Origin of the sequence: Leifsonia sp. A12D58 (assembly GCF_047530025.1) — a bacterium.
Classification (GTDB): domain Bacteria; phylum Actinomycetota; class Actinomycetes; order Actinomycetales; family Microbacteriaceae; genus Cryobacterium.
Genome location: NZ_JBLJAT010000002.1, coordinates 317208 through 334518, shown reverse-complemented (window position 1 = coordinate 334518; position 17311 = coordinate 317208). Strand labels below are relative to the sequence as shown.

At 61.7% G+C, this 17311-nt stretch carries 15 protein-coding genes; 6 read left to right on the top strand and 9 right to left on the bottom strand.

The genetic code is table 11. The features are described 5' to 3' along the window. Positions 1-71: 71 nt before the first annotated feature. Both ACMT3I_RS07430 and ACMT3I_RS07425 read left to right on the top strand, forming a co-directional pair. Positions 72-1967, top strand: coding sequence for an alkyl/aryl-sulfatase (locus ACMT3I_RS07430; RefSeq protein WP_414803831.1), 1896 nt, complete (start codon positions 72-74; stop codon positions 1965-1967). A 164-nt stretch (positions 1968-2131) separates the two neighbouring features. Continuing rightward, on the top strand, positions 2132-3133 hold the full coding sequence (locus tag ACMT3I_RS07425; RefSeq protein WP_414803830.1) for a lytic transglycosylase domain-containing protein: 1002 nt from the start codon (positions 2132-2134) through the stop codon (positions 3131-3133). Between the two features lie 60 nt (positions 3134-3193). Here ACMT3I_RS07425 and ACMT3I_RS07420 read toward each other — a convergent pair whose 3' ends face one another. The 3 genes from ACMT3I_RS07420 to ACMT3I_RS07410 all read right to left on the bottom strand — a co-directional run bounded on the left by ACMT3I_RS07420 (position 3194) and on the right by ACMT3I_RS07410 (position 7094). Next, the gene (locus tag ACMT3I_RS07420) at positions 3194-5650 is read right to left on the bottom strand and encodes a transglycosylase domain-containing protein (RefSeq protein ID WP_414803829.1); all 2457 of its coding nucleotides are present in this window, start codon (positions 5648-5650) and stop codon (positions 3194-3196) included. A gap of 298 nt (positions 5651-5948) precedes the next feature. After that, the gene (locus ACMT3I_RS07415) at positions 5949-6434 is read right to left on the bottom strand and encodes a hypothetical protein (RefSeq protein ID WP_414803828.1); all 486 of its coding nucleotides are present in this window, start codon (positions 6432-6434) and stop codon (positions 5949-5951) included. Positions 6435-6443: 9 nt separating this feature from the next. After that, positions 6444-7094: a hypothetical protein gene (locus ACMT3I_RS07410; RefSeq protein ID WP_414803827.1), complete on the bottom strand. Its 651-nt coding sequence runs from the start codon at positions 7092-7094 to the stop codon at positions 6444-6446. A 102-nt stretch (positions 7095-7196) separates the two neighbouring features. On the opposite strand from ACMT3I_RS07410, the gene ACMT3I_RS07405 reads away from it, so the two are divergent. From ACMT3I_RS07405 to ligD, 3 genes are all read left to right on the top strand, one after another. Further along, the gene (locus ACMT3I_RS07405) at positions 7197-7703 is read left to right on the top strand and encodes a MarR family winged helix-turn-helix transcriptional regulator (protein WP_414803826.1); all 507 of its coding nucleotides are present in this window, start codon (positions 7197-7199) and stop codon (positions 7701-7703) included. A gap of 5 nt (positions 7704-7708) precedes the next feature. Next, positions 7709-8569 carry a 3-hydroxyacyl-CoA dehydrogenase gene (locus ACMT3I_RS07400; protein WP_414803825.1) on the top strand — a complete coding sequence of 287 codons (861 nt, stop codon included), beginning with the start codon at positions 7709-7711 and terminating at the stop codon, positions 8567-8569. An 85-nt stretch (positions 8570-8654) separates the two neighbouring features. Continuing rightward, entirely contained in the window at positions 8655-9677 is a 1023-nt protein-coding gene (gene ligD / locus ACMT3I_RS07395; protein WP_414803824.1) for a non-homologous end-joining DNA ligase, read from the top strand. Positions 9678-9757: 80 nt separating this feature from the next. Here ligD and ACMT3I_RS07390 read toward each other — a convergent pair whose 3' ends face one another. The 5 genes from ACMT3I_RS07390 to ACMT3I_RS07370 form a co-directional block, all read right to left on the bottom strand. Then, the gene (locus ACMT3I_RS07390; protein WP_414803823.1) at positions 9758-10771 is read right to left on the bottom strand and encodes an ABC transporter substrate-binding protein; all 1014 of its coding nucleotides are present in this window, start codon (positions 10769-10771) and stop codon (positions 9758-9760) included. Positions 10772-10904: 133 nt separating this feature from the next. Continuing rightward, positions 10905-11696 carry an amino acid ABC transporter ATP-binding protein gene (locus tag ACMT3I_RS07385; RefSeq protein ID WP_414803822.1) on the bottom strand — a complete coding sequence of 264 codons (792 nt, stop codon included), beginning with the start codon at positions 11694-11696 and terminating at the stop codon, positions 10905-10907. After that, positions 11693-12709, bottom strand: a complete 1017-nt coding sequence (locus ACMT3I_RS07380) for an amino acid ABC transporter permease (RefSeq protein WP_414803821.1) — start codon at positions 12707-12709, stop codon at positions 11693-11695. Before ACMT3I_RS07380 ends, ACMT3I_RS07385 begins: the two co-directional genes overlap by 4 nt. Continuing rightward, positions 12690-13307, bottom strand: a complete 618-nt coding sequence (locus ACMT3I_RS07375; protein WP_414803820.1) for a GNAT family N-acetyltransferase — start codon at positions 13305-13307, stop codon at positions 12690-12692. The genes ACMT3I_RS07380 and ACMT3I_RS07375 overlap by 20 nt, the downstream gene beginning before the upstream one ends. Then, on the bottom strand, positions 13294-14436 hold the full coding sequence (locus tag ACMT3I_RS07370) for an LLM class flavin-dependent oxidoreductase (RefSeq protein WP_414803819.1): 1143 nt from the start codon (positions 14434-14436) through the stop codon (positions 13294-13296). The genes ACMT3I_RS07375 and ACMT3I_RS07370 overlap by 14 nt, the downstream gene beginning before the upstream one ends. Before the next feature lie 159 nt (positions 14437-14595). Here ACMT3I_RS07370 and ACMT3I_RS07365 point away from each other — a divergent pair, with 159 nt between their 5' ends. Continuing rightward, complete coding sequence (locus tag ACMT3I_RS07365; protein ID WP_414803818.1) at positions 14596-16557, top strand: FAD/NAD(P)-binding protein; 1962 nt, start codon at positions 14596-14598, stop codon at positions 16555-16557. On the opposite strand, the gene ACMT3I_RS07360 is transcribed toward ACMT3I_RS07365, so the two are convergent. Continuing rightward, complete coding sequence (locus tag ACMT3I_RS07360) at positions 16554-17243, bottom strand: TetR family transcriptional regulator (protein WP_414803817.1); 690 nt, start codon at positions 17241-17243, stop codon at positions 16554-16556. The two genes, ACMT3I_RS07365 and ACMT3I_RS07360, sit on opposite strands and share 4 nt — an antisense overlap. Positions 17244-17311: the final 68 nt, after the last annotated feature.

Sequence of the window (17311 nt, the reverse complement as noted above, 5' to 3'; positions counted from 1 at the left end):
CCCGTCGTGAGGATCTGCCACCAGGCATGATCGGGAACCGCGGGCGCGAGACGCAGACGTCAGGGGCACAGATGACACAACCATCAGCGAGTTCGTTCACCTCACAGGCCAATAAGGCAGCGCTCGAGTCGATGCCCTTCACTGATGTGCGCGACTTTGAAGACGCTAGCCACGGGTTCCTCGGCACGATCTCACCGGCGATCATCAACAATGCCAGCGGCGGCGTGGTCTGGGATGCCGCGAGCTACGACTTCCTTACCGGCGATGCCCCTGACACCGTGCATCCGAGCCTGTGGCGGCAGTCACGCCTCACAGCCATGCACGGACTCTTCGAAGTCGTAGAAGGCATCTATCAGGTTCGTGGATTCGACCTCTCGAACGTGACATTCGTTGAAGGTGACACTGGGGTGATCGTGATCGATCCGCTCATCTCGAAAGAGACGGCAGCCGCGGCGTGGTCGCTCTATCGAGAACATCGCGGTGATCGGCAGGTCACCGCCGTCATCTACACCCACAGCCACGTCGATCACTTCGGTGGGGTGAGGGGAATCGTCGATCAGGCCGATGTCGACTCCGGTGCGGTGATCGTCGTTGCGCCTGAAGGCTTCATTGATCACGTCGTGGCGGAGAACGTATACGCGGGGACTGCGATGACACGTCGCGCGGCTTATATGTACGGAGCCGCACTGTCGCGGGGCCCAGCCGGTCAGCTGGGTGCCGGTCTCGGCCAGACCACGTCGACGGGTGAGGTGACAGTCATCCTGCCGACCAAGACAATCACGACGACCGGTGAATCGCTCACCATCGATGGCGTCGAGATCGTGTTCCAGATGGCACCGGGAACCGAGGCTCCGTCCGAGATGCACTTCTACTTTCCACGCTACAAGGCACTCTGCATGGCAGAGAATGCCACCCATACACAGCACAACCTGCTGACACTGCGGGGCGCGCTAGTACGGGATCCCCATGTCTGGTCGCAGTATCTGACCGAGGCGATTGAGACGTTTGGCAGCACAGCGGATGTCGTCTTCACTTCCCACCACTGGCCGACATGGGGCAGGGAACGCATCATCGACTTCCTCTCGATCCAACGCGACATGTACGGCTATCTGCACGACCAGACCCTCCGTCTGCTCAACAAGGGCTATACCGGAGCAGAAATTGCCGAGCGGATGCAGCTCCCGCCGGCTCTTGAGGCTGCATGGAGTACCCACGGTTACTACGGCTCCATCAGTCACAACGTCAAGGCGATCTACCAGCGGTACATGGGCTGGTTCGACGGTAATCCCGCTCGGCTATGGCAGCACACGCCAGGTGATGCGGCGTCGAGATACGTCGCTGCAATGGGCGGAATTGATTCGGTCATCGGCCAGGCTCGCACGGCATTTGACTCCGGTGACTACCGGTGGGCGGCAACGCTGCTCGACCATGCGATCTTTGCCGAACCGGACAACGCAGATGCATCAGCGTTGCTGGCAGACACCCTTGAACAGTTGGGCTTCGGGTCCGAGAACGGCACCTGGCGCAACTTCTTCCTCTCCGGCGCAACCGAGCTGCGGTCCGGAAACTTCGGCACACCAGTTGCAGCGAATTCCCACGACATGCTCGACCAGCTGACGGTTGAACAGTTTTTCGATGTGGTGGCAATCCAGATCAACGGGCCGAAAGCCTGGGATCTGAACGTGGCACTTGACTGGACATTCACGGACTCGGGGGAGAACTACCGGGTCACCCTGAACAACGGTGTGCTGATTTACGTCAAGCGTGCAGCTGCAGTTGATGCCGACGCCACGATTGCTCTCACTCGCGCAGTGATACCCGCACTGGCCACTGGATCGCTCGACGATGCCCGGTCTGCAGGGATGACCGTCACCGGAAATGAAGCCGCGTTGATGTCGATTCTGTCGATGCTGGATCCCGGCGATCCGGGTTTCAACATCGTGACGCCTCGGCTTACGTTGCCATGACCTTGGAAGAAGACTATGAGGTTTCGTCCAGAAAAAGTTTGCATACTTGCAACTTCGCCCGCGCGGTACACCGCCCGTGGAATGTCAATGAGGAATCACCAGCTCGCAGAGTGGAGAACACCTAGTTCTCGATGAAGCGCTCCTGGGATTCGTTTGTGAAAGTTATGCTTACTTCTATTTTCTCTAAGTTCCGTTCATCCGACAGTGCAGCCGATGCTGATCGAAGCACGACGAGTATCGATACGACGGGGGCCGCCGATGGCGATCCCAGTCGTGCACAGCTCTCTCAGCGCCGACGCAACCGCAAGAGGCTGCTCATGGCAGGCTCGTTCGTTGTTGTTGGTGCAGTCACCGGCACCGGCTTCGCGGTGCAGTCGACAGTGGCCGACCAGAATCAGGCAGCTGCCACCGCGAAGGCACTCGAAGAGAGTGAGCGGGTGGCCACAATGAAACTGACCGCATACACGCAAGTCGTTGAAGACCACGCTGAGCACAAGGCCAAAAACGTCATCGATGGGGCCAACGTCGTACTGGCCGCGGCGACCGGCAAGACGGACACCACGCCGTTGGTGGCATCAGTCACCGCACTGTCTGACTACACCCTGCTTGCGCCGCCACGGATTTACGAACTGGCGTCTGAGACCAAGGTCAACACCGACACTGTGCGAGCAGCGATGACCGAGGTTGACAGAATCGCAGCAGAGCAAGCAGCAGCGGCTGCCGTAGCTGCTGCCGCTGAAGCTGCAGCAGAGAAGGCCGCCGCTGAGCAGGCAGCTGCCGATAAGGCTGCCGCCGAGGAAGCCGCTCCCTCCACCGGAAGCGGGAGCTCCGCCCCGTCACGGCCGTCGGCTCCGACTGATCCCACTGGAGCGCAGGCAATCGCCCGCGACCTGATGGCTTCCCAGTACGGGTGGGGTGAAGATCAGTTCGGTTGTCTCGTGAGCCTGTGGGCGAAGGAGTCCGGCTGGAACGTAAACGCGTACAACTCGTCAAGCGGCGCTGCAGGCATCCCGCAGGCATTGCCCGGAAGCAAGATGGCATCGGCCGGCGCTGACTGGCAGACCAACCCCGCGACCCAGATAACCTGGGGACTGGGTTACATTGCGGGCCGCTACGGTACCCCGTGCGCGGCATGGGACTCGTCGGTTTCATCCGGCTGGTACTAAAGCCGGAGCGTCATCGCACGCCCACTGACTCGCAGACCCGGAGTCAGTGGGCGTCGTCGATTAACGATTCCCGCCGCCGCCGTTTCCACCGCTGTTGCCGCTGCCGCTGCCGTTACCGCCGCTGTTCCCGCTTGGTTTGGGAGCAGGAGCAGGAGCAGGAGCAGGAGCAGGAGCAGGCGGACGCACAACGACGCCGTTGCTGGTAAATACGGTGACGGTTGAGGCCTTACCCGCACTGGTGCCACCGGCTGGTTCGCTCTTGACAACGCTGCCGGCCGGAATCTCCGAGTCGGTGATGCCGCCGTCGACGAAGTTGAAGTTTGCGGCTTCAAGAGTCGACTTGGCCTCGGCAAGAGTCTTGCCACGCACGTCTGGCACTGTCACCTGAGGTGCCTGGATGAGGTCCCACGTTGCCTCGGCGAATGGGTCACCGCCGTACTTGGCGTTGGCCACCGACATCACTATCGGCCACATCCGGTGTCTGGCCGTTGCCGCTGGGCCACTGTCGAAGTCGATATTGCGCTGGTTGATCTCGCCGTTGACACTCACAACACCGACGACGGTAGCGACCTTGCTGCTCGCGCCGCTCATCCAGGTGTCTTTGTTGCCGTCGGTTGTACCTGTCTTGCCGATCATGGGCACCCGCGGCGAGGTGTTGCTGTACGACGTGCTTCCCGTTCCCGAACTGAGCGCGCGGCTCATCCCATAGGCCATTCCTGCGGCGATCTTCGGTTCGACCGACTGGTCGCAGGCGCTCACCGGAACGGGAATCTCTACTCCCGAGGAGTCAACGATTCTGTCGATGGCGATGGGAGAACAGGTCATGCCGTTGTTCGCGATCCCGGCGAAAGCGACGGCCATCGACAACGGAGCGACTTCTTCGGTGCCGAGCACCGTGCCGGCGCTGTGCTTCAGCGGGTTGCCGTCTGCGCGATGCACCTTGAAGGCAGATGCCGTGTTCCCAATGCCACAGAGATCGAGCTGTTTGGCCATGCCGATGAAGCCGGTGTTGATCGAGTTGATTGTCGATTCGAGGGCGCTGTAATTCGGACCGGCCTCTCCCGAGTCATTCTTGGGATTGAAATCGGAGTAAGACTGTGGGCCGTCACAGCTGTCCTTGAACGTTCCCCAGTTGGTTTTACGCCGGGAGTCGACACGTTCGTTCAGAGTGTGGCCCTCTTTCAGCCACTCGGCCAGGGTGAACACCTTGTACGTTGACCCTGGCTGGAAGCCCAAAGAGCCGCCCTGGTTGAAGTCGGTGTTGTAGTTGATGCCTGTGAACTGCGGACCGGGGGACTCTTCCTCCTGGGTGTACTGCTTGTTCTGGGCCATGGCAAGAACACGGCCAGTGCCGACCTGCACGCTGGTGATGACACTACCGACGTCCCAGCCGTCAAAGGTCTGCGGTACGTTGTCTTGAATTGCAGTCTCTGCGGCAATCTGGAGCGCTAGATCGAGCGTGGTGTAAACGTTATAGCCGCCGCGCTTGAAGTTGAGCTCGCGGGTTTCGTTGGTGTCGCCGAACATGGGGTCGGTCTTCAGGATCGTGGTGACGTAGTCGCAGAAGAAGGCGCTGCCGCCCGCCGTCTGGCATCCGGTGCTCGGCTCGGTGATCACGGGTTCAACCGGCGTCGCGACCGCAGCAGCGTGCTCGTCTGGCGTGATCTTTCCGTGCAGCAGCATCTTGTCGAGAATGTAGTCCCTGCGATCCTTGTTGTCGGCGTAGCCGTTTGCCGCACCGTTCGTCTCGCTGTCCGGATAGTCGAGCTGGAACTTGGTTGGATTGTTCACGATCGCGACGAGGCTGGCCGCCTGGGGCAGGGTGAGATTCGCCGCAGTGGTGTTGAAGTAATAATTGGCCGCGGACTCGATGCCGTAGACCGTGCCGCCGTAGCCAATGATGTTCAGATAGCCGCGCAGAATATCAACTTTGCTGTATTCCTTCTCCAGGCCGATGGCATATCGCATCTCCTTGAGCTTGCGCGCCGGACTGGGGTCTGTGGCTTCGTCGTAGCACTCATCCACAGCGGCTTCAGTGGCGAGGACTTCACACTTCTGTACAAGCACGTTCTTGACGTACTGCTGTGTGATTGACGAGCCGCCTCGGGTGTCACCGCCCCGCACCGAGATAATGGCGCCCTTGATGCTGCCTTCGAGGTCTACTCCGCCGTGTTCGAAATAGCGCGGATCCTCAACGGCAATGGCGGCGTCCTTGACGAACGGGCTGATCTGCTCGCTGGCGACCTCGACGCGATTCTGGTCATAGAAAGAGGCCAGGAGTACCGGAGGCTGATCGCCGTCTGTCGCGTAGATGTTGCTCTTCTGCGAGAGGTCGACGATGGCAAGGTACTCAGGCAGATTTTCAAAGACACTGATGGTGTTGGTCACGGCGATACCGCTCACGGCGAGAGCGGGGGTGACCGCAGCTGTCACCAGAATTCCGGCTGCTGCGCTCATTCCTACAAAACCGAGGAAGCCCCCGATGATGCGCCCCGATTTTGTGTGTGTGGCAGACATAGCTCAGAGACTAGCTTGATCAGGGAATTTACCGCCACAAAAACCTCTCCCTGCGTGTCGGTTGCTCTCCTGGGATCGCAGTCATACGCTGGCACCATGCGCTGAGGAACGGCGATCAGGTGGCTCGCCGCACTCCGCAACAGATCGGAGCAAACGCTATGTCTGGTGTCCTGATTGGTATCATCCTCACGTTCGGAGTCATCGCTGGGGTGCTCCTCGTGATGTGCCTTGTGGCATTCGTGAAGTCGGCAGGCACACACAAGTAGCGTGAGCGCAGGGTCACGTGGCCCACGGTCGCTCAGCGCAGTATCTCGACGAGCAGCACCCAGGCGTTCACTACTGAGCCGATGAAGACCAAGAGGATGCCGGCGGCGACCCAATACAAGCCGTCAGTGTTCTGGGCGAGTAGCAGTGCGCCGCCGATCACGAACGGCGCGATCTGTATCGGTCCGACTGCCGCTTTCACGATGCTCGGCCCCAACGGCCAGTCGCCACGCTTCGCGACGATGCGCCAGGCTGCATCCACAGAGAGTACTGCGGCAGCGAGGGCAAAGATGAGCGTCTCCAGGCCCAACGCCGCCAACGACTGATCCGGAATCAAGCCGGCACCAGCCACCACCACGATGAGGATGAGCGAGCCGACTGTTGCCCCGGCCCGAGAAGGCATGCTCGGGATGGCGATGATCTTGCCGATGTTCACCGACATGGCGACGATGATGAGGCCGGCAAGTGCTGCAGCTGCTCCAGTCGTCGCTACGAAGAAGTCATGCCAATCGGCGGTCATAGTGTTCCCTTAACCGGCCAGCGCGGCGAGGTCTTCCGAGATCAGCCGCTTGATGCGCTTGTCGCGATCGCGGGTGTAGTGGGCGTCGGTTGCCGCAGGCACATAGCCCCGGTGCAGTGAGGCTTCGATCGACTTGGCAATCTCTTCCCAGGCGTCGTCGCGGGCGCGCCCGACAAGTCGTGACAAGTATTCATCATCGTCACAGCGTTCGCGCAGGACGCGCGCCATCGATCGGGAGGCATCTTCACGGAGCTCAAGGTTGTCCATGTCTGCGGGTCGGTAGTCATGAACGTGACCGGCTTCACCCCTCAGTGCGCCGGCCAGCTCCCTGGTGTCAGCAATACGATCGGCGACTTCTTCGGCTTCGGTAGCCAGTGCCTCAAGAGAGTCCCGCGCTGTATCGATGTAACGCGCCTCGCTGTATGGCTCTGTGCCCCGGAGCGCACCGATGACGACGCTGTTCTTCACTGACATCCGGCTGGCGTATTCAGCGAGCAGTAGTCCTTCGTCTGTGGCATCTTCGAGGCTGACCAGTTCGGGCTCGGGAAGAGCATCAAGGTCGAATGGCCGCTGGACTACTTCAGGACGGCGGCGACGGCGACGGCGAAACCACATCGCTCCTCGCTTTCGTTGCTCGCGACGAATGGCCATCATGGCCATTGATTCGAGCCTAGTCGTGATGGCATATCGACTCGCCCATCATCCGAATCTGCATCACGGGTTCAGTTTGAAAAGTCGGCCATTCAGGCATAACGTTGCATTATGCAACACAGTGGTTTCACCCCCGTCGTCCGCACGGCAGCCGCAGCAGAGATCGTTCACGAGCTCGTGTTGGTCTCTCGTCGCGGTGTGGCCGACGTTCGATCGTTCGACGCCAGGGTCTCCCTGGCCGAGCAATCGATCCTGCTTCACATCGCCATCAATCCGGGATGCCGTTCCACCGATATCGCTGCTGAGTTCGCTCTCAATCGCTCAACGGTCTCGCGTCAACTTGGCGATCTCATCCGCCTGGGCCTTGTCGTCGAGGTGGGGGACTCACCGGGCCGCGGGCGCCCGCTTGAACTCAGCGATGAGGGCTGGAAACACTACAACGCAGCAATCCGTTCCCTGCAGGTCGGCGTCGACACACGCCTGGCCGACTGGACGGATGCCGACGTCGGTGCGTTCGCCGACGCGCTCGCGCGGTTCAATCGCGCTACCGCAACACCTCCACAAGAACCAGCACAGCCTCTGTCGCCACACCTGACAGATACCGAAGTAAAGGAATGAATCACATGGGATCACTGAAGAACATCACGGTGCTTGGCACCGGAGTCCTGGGCCTGCAGATCGCGTACCAGACCGCATACAAGGGTTTCCCCGTTGTCGCGTACGACATCAACGACGAGGTTATCGAGAAGGCCAAGGCGCGCGCGCTCGATCTCGCTACCACGTACAAAGAGCAGGTTCCCGGCGCCGCTGACGGACTGGCCGATGCAGCGCTTGACCGCATCACGTTCAGCTCAGACCTTGCCGATGCAGTCAAGGACGCCGACCTCGTGATCGAGGCGATCCCAGAGAACATCGACATCAAGAAGGACACATACACGAAGCTCGGCGCGCTCGCTCCCGAAAAGACGATCTTCGCCACCAACTCGTCGACGCTGCTGCCGAGCGACCTGATGGAGTTCACCGGTCGCCCAGACAAGTTCCTGGCCCTGCACTTCGCCAACAAGGTGTGGGTCTTCAACGCCGCAGAAATCATGGGTACTGAGAAGACCGATCTGGCCGCCTTCCAGGCAGTGTCGGCGTTTGCCGGTGAGATCGGCATGGTTCCCATCGAGATCAAGAAGGAGAAGGCCGGCTACGTGCTGAACTCGCTCCTGGTTCCGCTGCTGAACGCAGCGTCTGACCTGCTCACCGATGGCATTGCCGAGCCCGAGATGATCGACAAGACCTGGCGCATCGGCACCGGAGCTCCGTTCGGTCCATTCCAGATGTTCGACGTCATCGGCCTCACGACTGCATACAACGTTTCCTCTGTCGGCGGCCCGAAGCAGCAGGCATTCGCCGCGTACATCAAGGAGAACTACATCGACAAGGGCAAGCTCGGCCTCAGCACGGGTGAAGGCTTCTACAGCTACCCGACGAAGTAAGTCGCCGGCGGCGGCTCCTCTCAGCGAGTGAGTGGAGTCGCCAAAGCCTGTCCGAATCCCACCAGCAGGCATAGCCTCATCAGGCATGAAGAGCGAAGCAGTGGTTGTCGAAGTCGCGGGGCCTCACGGAATCAGGGACGTACGACTCACCAGTCCCGATCGCGTGCTCTGGCCGGAAGCGGGTTTCACCAAGCTCGATCTGGCGAGATACTTCGTCGCAGTCGGTGAGACCTTCGTTGTGCAGAACGGCGGCAGGCCGGTCTCACTGCAGCGATTTCCCGGCGGCATCGACGGTGAGCAGTTCTTTTCGAAGAACCCGCCACGAGGCGCCCCGGATTACGTAGGGTCGGTGATGGTCGTCTACCCGAGTGGGCGCACGCATCCGCAGCTGGTCATCGACGAGCCGGCGGCAGCGATCTGGGCCGTGCAGATGAACACCGTTGTCTTTCACCCCTGGCCATCCCGCGCAGAAGATCCGGACAATCCTGATCAGATGCGCATCGACCTCGACCCACAGCCAGGCACTGACTTCGCCGACACAATCCCGGTGGCCCAGGAGCTGCGAAAACTCCTGGCCGAGGTCGGGCTGACCGGCTTCATCAAGACCTCTGGAAATCGCGGTGTGCACGTCTTCGCCGCGATCGAGCCGACCCACGAGTTTCTCGAGGTGCGTCACGCGGTCATCGCATTGGCGCGCGAACTCGAGCGCCGGATGCCCAAGAAGGTCACGACTGCCTGGTGGAAAGAGGAGCGCGGCGAGCGGATCTTCGTCGACTTCAACCAGGCGAATCGGGATCGCACAATGGCTGGTGCGTACAGCCCCCGGGCTCTTGCACATGCGCCCGTCTCCTGCCCGATCGACTGGGATGAACTGGAGAACGTCGATCCGGCGAGCTTTACCCTCGCAACTGTGCCGGAGCGGTTAGCGACCACCGGTGATCCGTGGGCAACGCTTGGTCAGGCGCCAGGCTCGATCGAAGTACTTCTGCGCTGGTGGGAGAGAGACCTCGCCGCGGGCCTGGGCGAGCTGCCGTTCCCGCCCGACTTTCCGAAAATGCCGGGGGAGCCGGCGCGCGTGCAGCCGAGTCGGGCCCGCACGGCCTACTGAGCTACTGCGTGGGCGTGCCAGGGCGATATCAGCGGGGTGAGGTGCGCCAGAGTGTGCTCCCCTCACCCCGCGAGGCGTCGCTAGGACCGGGGAAGACCCGCAGGGTTGACCTCCGACTTCTCGACAGCTTCGCTTGTCAGGCTCCAGCGCGCCAGCACCTCACCGTATTCGCCGCCATCGATTGCCGCGTTCAGCACGATTCCGACCGCTTCGATCAAGCCGTTGCCCTTCTTGGTACCGGCAGCGATCGCTGCATTGGCCGGGTAACCGCCGTTCAGTGTGCCGACAACCCGGGTTTCCCCGTTCACCGCAGCCTTGTACGCGGCCGTTGCGTTAGGGCCGAATGTCGCATCAGCTCGTCCAGACTGCACGGCAAGGGTCGCCGCAGCGTCATCGTCGAAGTACTGGAATTCGACTGGCTTGAGGCCGTTTGCCGTGTTCTCCTCATCCCAGCCCTGCAGGATCTTCTCTTGGTTGGTGCCGGAGCCGACGACGATGCGGAGGCCGGCGACATCCTTCGCCTCACTGATCTCGGTGATGGCCGAGTCACTCTTCACATAGAAGCCGAGCAGGTCCTGGCGGTATGTTGCGAAGTCGTAGACGTCCTTGCGCTCCTCGGTGACAGTGACGTTGGAGGTGATCAGGTCGTACTTGCCCGACTGGATGCCGAGGGGCCAGTCTGCCCAGGCGGCCGGCTGCAGGTTGAGCTCCAGGCCCAGGCCGTCTGCGATGAGTTGCGCGATGTCTGGATCGCTGCCGATCAGCGTGGCATCATCGTCCGCATAGAGACCGAGCGGTGCGGCGTACGGTGATGTGACGACTGTCAGCTTGCCGGCCTCGATCGGGGTGAACCCGCTTGCCTTGATGGCTGCCACGGCTTCTGGCACCGCGTCGAGACGGATCCTGTCTTGATCGGGGGTGAGATTGAAGGTGACAGCACCGGATTCCGATACCGTTGTGGCGTCTTCTCTCGCCGCTGCTTCTGCCGTGTGTCCCGAACTATTGGTGAGAACTGCGGCTGTGATGCCGCTTGCGACGAGTACGATCGCGGCAATGCCTCCAGCGATCACCGCCGTCTTCTTCTTGATTGCCATGAGTGCGTGCTCCTAGTGTTGGTACTTCCGATTCACTGATCTACCAAGGCGGCGATCGGTTACCCGGTGTGGCGTGTCAGCGTCACACCGGGGTCTTCCTGCTGGGGCGCGTCAGAGCTGCGTCAGCTCTGCATCAGAGCACCTTGCCGAGGAAATCCTGGGTGCGAGTATGCCGAGGGTGATCGAGCACCTCGGTGGCGGTGCCGGACTCGATAATGCGCCCGGCGTCCATGAAGACGATCTGGTCGGCCACCTCGCGTGCGAAGCCGATCTCGTGCGTCACGATGATCAGGGTCGTACCCAGCCTGGCCAGGTCGCGGATGACGTCGAGCACCTCACCGACAAGCTCAGGGTCGAGCGCCGATGTTGGTTCGTCGAAGAGCAATACCTTCGGCTGCAGGGCAAGCGCCCTGGCAATCGCTACCCGCTGCTGCTGGCCGCCGGAGAGCTGGCGGGGATAGGCATCGGCTTTGTCTCCGAGCCCGACTCTCTCGAGCAGTCCGATCGCGAGTTCCCTCGCGTCGGTCTTGCTCAGGCGCTTCAGGGCGATCGGTGCCGCTTCGATGTTCTCTGCTGCGGTGAGGTGCGGAAACAGGTTGAAGTTCTGGAACACGACTCCCACCTGGGTGCGCCGCTTCAGGATCTCCTTCTCCTTCAGCTCAAACAACCGCTCGCCGCGCTGCTGGTAGCCGATCAGCTCACCGTCGACGGCCACCCAGCCGCGGTCGACACTCTCCAGATGGTTGATGGTGCGTAGCAGTGTCGACTTGCCTGAACCGCTCGGACCGAGCACCACCACGACCTGGCCGGGGGAGACGGTCAACGTGATATCGCTCAGTACCTCGTGACCGGCGTAACTCTTTGAGACGCCGCGGATCTCGACGAGGCCTCGGGTTGCTTCTACTGGTTCAGTGCCGATGGTCACGATGCAGCTCCTGATGTCGGGGGTACAGCGTCGTCGTCGAGCCTGGCCCACTGGGTGGAGACCCAGATGCGAGCTCGCTGCAGGGGAGTCGGCGGCAGGACGCGCACCGAACCTCGAGCGAAGTGACGCTCGACGTAGTACTGGGCGATACTGAGCACCGTGGTGATGAGGATGTACCAGACGACCGCAACCAGCAGCAGCGGAATCACCTGCTGGTTGCGGTTGTAGACGACCTGCACGACGTAGAACAGCTCGCCAAGAGCGATCACCGAAACGATCGATGTGCCCTTCAGCAGGCCGATGATCTCGTTGAATGCGTTGGGAAGGATCGACCGTGCAGCCTGCGGCATGATGATGCGCAGTACGCGGACTCGGCGGGGGAGACCGAGTGCCGCTGCGGCTTCGAGCTGGCCCTGATCGACTGACAGAATGCCGCCACGGATGATTTCTGCAGAGTATGCGGCCTGATGCAGCGAGAGGCCGAGCACCGCAGCAGCGAACTGGCTCACGACAGTGACCGTGTCAAAGCTCCAGAAGTAGTTATCGGTGAACGGCACACCGAGTCCGAGCCTCGGGTACAGATAGCCCAGGTTGTACCAGACAAGCAGCTGCACGAGAAGTGGCACCGATCTGAAGAACCAGATGAACGACCACGACACCGAGTTGAGGATGGGGGATTTCGACAGCCTGGCCAGGGCAAGCACGGTGCCGAGGATGAAGCCGAGTGAGCCGGCGACAGCGGTGAGGGTCAGCGTCATGCCGAGCCCGGTGAGCACGGCCGGGGCAAAGAAGTAGTCGCTGAACACGCTCCAGCCGAATTTGTCGTTGGTGACGAGTGACCAGAGCAACTGCAGCACGACGAACACAATGACCGCAGCAAAGATCCAGCGCAGGTAATGCCGCGTGTGCACGACAGTGAGCGCTCCGAAGTCGGTACCTGCGGCGGGCGCGACGGTGGCGGTTCCCGCGCTGTCGCGGGTCGCGGTTCCGGTCTCAGGAATCGTGCTTGTCATGACTGTCTCCTTCACCATGAAGGATGCCGAGACTCGCCAGGTGCGCTGCAGTGATCGACGCCACGTCGAGCTCAGACCCATCGAGGGTCTTCGCGAAACCGTGGATGACAACCTGATCAGGTGTGAGGGCGGTATCGAACAGCGGGGTGTAGCCGGTATAAAGGTAGAGGTTCTTGGCTTCAGGCTGCTTGGGGCCCGTCGTCAAATACACCCGGTTGTAGCCGCGGCGCTCAGACTCGGCTTCGAGCTCGGCCACCACGCGCCTGGCCAGACCCTGCCTGCGGTGAGCGGATGATGTCCAGATGCGCTTGAACTCCGCGGTGTGTGCGTCGAACTGTTTGAATGCCCCTCCGGCGATGGGGACTCCGTCTCTCACCAGAATGACGAATGCCCCATGAGGCGCAGCAAATGCGCTTGTCGGATACCGGTGGATTTCAGCCGATGCCGGCTCGCCGAAGAACGTGCCGTAGCGGGTCTCATACTCACGCTCGAGTTCGTCGAGCAGGGGCTGGGCAAGTGCGTCATCAGCGGAGACGTAGACGAAGCTCTCGACCGGCTCGGTCACCGATGAGGCTCGAGAGGTCTTAAGCAGCGTCACGGTCGGCATCCTCGCTCGCTTGGGGTGCGCGGGATATAGCGGCGGCATCGCGCCTGGCAACCTCTTCGCGCACGATGGGGATGACGTATCGGCCGAAGTCGGTGGTGTCATTGATGAAGTCGTAACCTCTGGCCGAAATGATGTCGACTCCGAGGTCGATGTAGTCAAGGAGCGCCGCAGCAACGGTCTCCGGGGTACCGACGAGGGCGTTCGAGTTGCCTCGACCGCCAGAGGCTGCGGCGGGCTTGGTCCAGAGCGCCCTGTCGAAACGGTCGCCTTGGTCGGCGATGGCCAGTAGCCGTTGGGATCCGGCGTTTTCCGGATTGGCGAGGTTACCGACGAAGCTGCTGGGTGCTGCCTGTCTCACCCGGTTCTCGATCCGACCCAGGATGTCGTGCGCCTTCGCCCAGGCGATCTCTTCAGTTGCACCGAGGATGGGACGGAACGCTACCTGGATGCGCGGTCGCTTCGGGCGGCCGGCCGCGATGGCGGCATCCGTGATCGTCTGGATCTGTTCAGCGGTGTTGGCCAGCGGTTCACCCCAGAGCGCGTAGATGTCGGCCTCAGCGGCACCGATCTCGTAGGCAGCGGCTGACGACCCACCGAACGACACCTCAGGGCGCGGGTTCTGCACGGGGAAGATGTCGCTCACAAAGTTCTCGAAGCGGTAGTGGTCACCATTGAAGCTGAACGGCTCTGTGCTCGTCCAGGCCTGCTTGACGATGCGGATGTACTCGCCCGTACGGGCATACCGCTCATCCTTGGTGAGGAAGTCACCCTCTGCTGCCTGATCGGCCGTCGAGCCGCCGGTGATGAAGTGCACGTTCAGTCGACCGTCACTGATCTGGTCGAGTGTCGCGAATACCTTGGCCGCGTATGTCGGGTACGACACATTGGGTCGGTGCGCGAGCAGGATCTTTAGGTGGTCGAGCCTGGAAGCGATGAACGCCGCTGCGGTCGCGGGGTCAGGTGAACCGGCGTGGTACGCGAAGAGGATGCGATCCCAGCCGTTGTCCTCGTGGGCTCTGGCGAAGCGAAGCGTGTAATCCTTGTCGAAGCTCGGGCCCGACCTGGCGTGCGTCTCGCCACTATCGTTCAGCCCTGCGATGCCGAGAAATTCGATGGGCATGTCTGTCTCCTTGCGCTGGTGTACCGGGTGGCTCGTGATTGATGCATGACGCTAGGCTCGCCGGCCACCCTCGGCAACGAAAGCCGTTCACAATTCGTCACCTCGTCATGCGCAGTCACATTGCTCGCATTTGCTGGACCCGAGCGCAACCGTTGTGTCATGACGCAACAGCTACTCGATTGCCCGGCAGCGCTCGCCGCGGCCAAGCCTGTGCGGCTCGCGGTGATCGGTGCTGGCCCCAGGGGTGCTGGCTTCCTTGAGCGGATCGCGGCCAATCTCGACGAGCTGTGGGACCGAAACCGTCACCTTGTCATCCACGTGATTGACCCGCATCCGCCTGGAGCCGGTCGCATCTGGCGCCATGACCAGTCGCCGCTCCTGAAACTGAACTCGATGGCGGCTGACGTGACGATGTTCACCGATGAAAGCTCGACGATCGAGGGGCCAGTCGTGCCTGGCCCCTCGCTGGTGGAGTGGGCGGCACTGGTTGTTGCCGGCGAGATCAGCATCAATGTTCGGGATGCTGCGCTCCACGCAGAACTACACGCGCTCACTGCATCCAGTTTTCCCACGCGCCGGCTGCAGAGCCTTTATCTTGAGTGGTTCTACCGGCGGGCATTGGCCGAGCTGGGCGGGCGAGCGCGGGTGGTGTCCCATTCAGCTCACGCTGTGAGCGTCGATGACGCCGAGGGCACGGCGCGCATCCGGCTCGACAACGGCGATGCAGTCGACGCCGACATCGTGCTGTACGCACTCGGCCATACCGGGACGATTCCCGACGATCAGCACTCACTGCTGATCGACTTCGCTGGCCGTCACGACCTGTTCTACCTGCCACCGGCATTCACCGCGGATGCCGATACCAGCACCATCGAGGCCGGCAGTCGCGTCATTGTGCGCGGGATGGGGCTGGCCGCTGTTGATCTGACCGTGCTGCTGACGGAGGGGCGGGGAGGACGATTCGTCAGGACTGATGGCCATAGCCTGACCTATATCCCGTCTGGCCAGGAGCCGCGGCTGGTTCTCGGGTCCCGGCGTGGGGTGCCGTATCACTCGAAGATCAGCTCGCAGCTGGTGGGGGAGCGGCCGACACCGACGTTCTTCACACCAGCCATTGCCGCCGAGCTTGAGAGTAGAAGCTCTCGCCTCGATTTCAGGGAGCAGGTCTGGCCCCTGATCGCGAAAGAGATGCTGTGGGGTTACTACCGGGAGCTTTTCACCGGGCATCCGGAGCGCGTGAGCGTCGACTGGCTCGACTTCGCTGCGGCGTTCGCTCGTCTGGAACCTGCGTCGCTGGTCGGTGCGGATGGCGGCGAGCTGCGGACGCTGGTGACCGAATCGGTCCCTGATCCGCTCGACCACCTCTTCCTCTCTGAGTTCGACCGCCCGCTGGCCGGTACGCATTTCGGATCAGGTGAGAACCTTCAATCTGCGGTCCGCGATTACATTCGCCGGGATCTCGTGCTCCGTACCCGCGCAGAGCACAGCGCGACGCAGGGGCTGTTCATTGCGCTGCTGACGAGCCTGTTCACGCTGTCGGACATCATCGGCTCACCGAAGTGGACTGCCACCTCACGAGTGCGGGACCTCAACGGATGGTGGCCCGCCTACTTCAGCTATATCGCGAGCGGTCCGCCGGCACATCGGCTTGAGGAGTTGCTGGCGCTGTCGGAAGCCGGCATCGTCGAGTTCATCGGTGGCGAGATGTGGGTGGACACCGATGAGGTCGGCGGGCAATTTCGTGCAGGCGGTCCTAATTCTGATGTGGTGGTGACGGCAACCGTCCTGATCGATGCGCGGTTGCCTGAAACTCGCGTCGCGCGGACCGATAGCGCAGTGCTGCGTTCGCTGGTGGCATCGGGTGCTGGCCTGGAGGAACGCGTGAAAGATGACGTTTTTGACGACGCAACCGGCAAGCTGGCTGTCGCCAGGCACGACACCAGGGTTCTGACTGCAGCCGGTGAGCTCTCGGAGCGCAGATACGCCATCGGTCCGTATACGAACACGCCATTTGTTGGCGCCTTCTCTCGGCCACTCACAAACGCGATCGCTTTTCGGGAGAACGACAGGGTGGCGCGGGCGGTGCTGAGTCATCTCACCGAGCTGGCTCAGGGCGACTAGAGTCGATCGGTGTCGATGTCAGTATCGAGTTCGGGCTGGTACGTACGCTCCAGGTAATCAACGAGGTAGTTGCCGGCCAGCCTGCTGCACTCGTCGATGAAGAATTGATCGCCATCTGGATTCGTCGCGAACGCCCGAGCGATCAATCCATCGACGATCTCGACGACAACCTCGACGTGGATGTCGAGTTCGGCGCGTTCGTGCACGTTGAATCGCGAGACGAAAATACGAGTCATGACTCCGGCAGCGAAGCTGCGGTTGCTGACTTCGTGATCAAGCAGGTTGCGATCGACCGCGTCGCCGAGGCGCAGCCACCTGAATCCGGGTTCGGTTCGGCAGAGCTCGGCGTAGACGTCGATCACTCGGCTGAGCAGGATCGTCCAGTCGCCGGCCTGAGCGCTCAAGGCATCTTTCGTGCTGGCAATGAAGCGTTCGAGGTTGCGTGCGGCCAGGGCGCGGGCGACGGCTTCGAGGTCGCTGAAGTAGCGGTAGACGCCGGGGCCCGACATGCCAGCTTTGCGGGCGACCAGTGTCATCGAGACGTTGCGGTAGCCGACCTCATCGATAAGCGTCGCCGCTGCATCCAAAATCAGCTCAAGTCGCTGGTTGCTGCGATCCTGCTGCGGAACCCGACGAAGGCTTGAGCTCGTTTGCGTGCCGACCGTTGAATTGCCCTCGTTGTTCACTCCTGAAGGATACCGGGGGCTGCTGAATCGAGACGGTTACCACGCGGGGGTGACGAGTCACCAGAACG

Coding starts and splice junctions, on each gene's coding strand:
- ACMT3I_RS07430 (WP_414803831.1), top strand. CDS start 72: ATGACACAACCATCAGCGAGTTCGTTCACCTCACAGGCCAATAAGGCA.
- ACMT3I_RS07405 (WP_414803826.1), top strand. CDS start 7,197: ATGCAACACAGTGGTTTCACCCCCGTCGTCCGCACGGCAGCCGCAGCA.
- ACMT3I_RS07415 (WP_414803828.1), bottom strand. CDS start 6,434: ATGACCGCCGATTGGCATGACTTCTTCGTAGCGACGACTGGAGCAGCT.
- ACMT3I_RS07370 (WP_414803819.1), bottom strand. CDS start 14,436: ATGCCCATCGAATTTCTCGGCATCGCAGGGCTGAACGATAGTGGCGAG.
- ACMT3I_RS07390 (WP_414803823.1), bottom strand. CDS start 10,771: ATGGCAATCAAGAAGAAGACGGCGGTGATCGCTGGAGGCATTGCCGCG.
- ACMT3I_RS07410 (WP_414803827.1), bottom strand. CDS start 7,094: ATGGCCATGATGGCCATTCGTCGCGAGCAACGAAAGCGAGGAGCGATG.
- ACMT3I_RS07420 (WP_414803829.1), bottom strand. CDS start 5,650: ATGTCTGCCACACACACAAAATCGGGGCGCATCATCGGGGGCTTCCTC.
- ACMT3I_RS07400 (WP_414803825.1), top strand. CDS start 7,709: ATGGGATCACTGAAGAACATCACGGTGCTTGGCACCGGAGTCCTGGGC.
- ligD (WP_414803824.1), top strand. CDS start 8,655: ATGAAGAGCGAAGCAGTGGTTGTCGAAGTCGCGGGGCCTCACGGAATC.
- ACMT3I_RS07425 (WP_414803830.1), top strand. CDS start 2,132: ATGCTTACTTCTATTTTCTCTAAGTTCCGTTCATCCGACAGTGCAGCC.
- ACMT3I_RS07380 (WP_414803821.1), bottom strand. CDS start 12,709: ATGACAAGCACGATTCCTGAGACCGGAACCGCGACCCGCGACAGCGCG.
- ACMT3I_RS07365 (WP_414803818.1), top strand. CDS start 14,596: ATGACGCAACAGCTACTCGATTGCCCGGCAGCGCTCGCCGCGGCCAAG.